Origin of the sequence: Mesorhizobium sp. M7D.F.Ca.US.004.03.1.1 (assembly GCF_003998635.1) — a bacterium.
GTDB lineage: Bacteria > Pseudomonadota > Alphaproteobacteria > Rhizobiales > Rhizobiaceae > Mesorhizobium > Mesorhizobium loti.
The window spans coordinates 1-1,140 of record NZ_RZQG01001360.1 but is presented as its reverse complement, the minus strand read 5'-3'; the positions used below and the strand labels follow the sequence as shown (position 1 = coordinate 1,140).

The window sequence follows — 1,140 nt, the reverse complement described above, 5'->3', positions numbered from 1 at the left end:
CGTCCATCTCGGCCGCGTCGAAAAGGCCATCGGTGCTCTGCTGGTGGTCGCCGGCGTGTTTTTCCTCACCGGTGGCGTGCAGACCGTGTCCTACTGGCTGCTGGAGAATTTTCCGGTGCTGGGGCGGCTGGGGTAACTTTTTGTCGGATGCCGAACGCATTTTCTGCGTTCGATTGGATCGTTGAACTACTGATTAAAAGTAAGTTGCTCATCCGATCTCATCGGAATTTAACCGCATTGGTGCAGCATGGCGCCACTGCTAGCATGCTTTGATTCCCAACCCTTTCATATGGTTGTCCATCCATGAGCCAGAGATCCTGCCTGTCCGTCATCCTCGCCGCCGGCGAAGGCACGCGCATGAAGAGCGTGCTGCCGAAGGTGCTGCACCAGATCGCCGGGCTGCCGATGGTCGCCCATGTGGTGAAGGCAGCCGAAGCAGCCGGCGCCGGCAGCCAGGCGCTGGTGATTGGCCATGGCGCGGACGAGATGCGCAAGGCGGCGGCGAAATTCGCGCCAAAGGCCGAGACCTTCGTGCAGGAAAAGCGTCTCGGAACGGCGCACGCCGTTCTGGCCGCACGCGAGGCGATATCAAAGGGTTATGACGATATCCTTGTGATGTTCGGCGACACGCCGCTGATCGACGCGGATGCGCTGACCGTGGCGCGGCTGAAGCTGGCTGAGGGCGCTGCCGTCGTGGTGATCGGTTTCCGCCCGCCCAGTCCGACCGGTTATGGCCGGCTGATCGAGAAGGACGGGAAGCTGGTCGCCATCCGCGAGGAGAAGGATTGCTCCGAGGAGGAGAGGAAAATAACCTTCTGCAATGCCGGCATGATGGCGGTGGCCGGTGCCCACGCGCTGAAGCTGCTCGACGCGGTTGGCAACAAGAATGCCAAGGGTGAGTATTATCTCACCGACATTGTCGAGATCGCCGGCGCGCGAGGCCTCGATGTCATTGCCACCGAAGCCAGTTTCGAGAGCGCGCTCGGCATCAACAACCGCGCCGAACTGGCGCAAGCCGAGGGCATCTGGCAGGCGCGCCGCCGCCACGAAGTGATGCTATCGGGCGTGACGCTGATCGCGCCGGAGACCGTGTACTTCTCGCACGACACCGAGATCGGCGCCGACACGATCGTCCAACCC

The 1,140-nt window shown here is 62.0% G+C and carries 1 protein-coding gene and 1 pseudogene; both read left to right on the top strand.

Going from position 1 to position 1,140, the window contains the following annotated elements; all coding sequences use genetic code 11:
• Nucleotides 1–136 (top strand): annotated as a pseudogene (locus EN935_RS37080) (cytochrome c biogenesis protein CcdA); the annotation flags it as partial.
• A gap of 167 nt (nucleotides 137–303) precedes the next feature.
• Nucleotides 304–1,140, top strand: an 837-nt coding sequence (locus tag EN935_RS37075; protein ID WP_164771738.1) for an NTP transferase domain-containing protein, incomplete at its 3' end; no start/stop codon positions are given.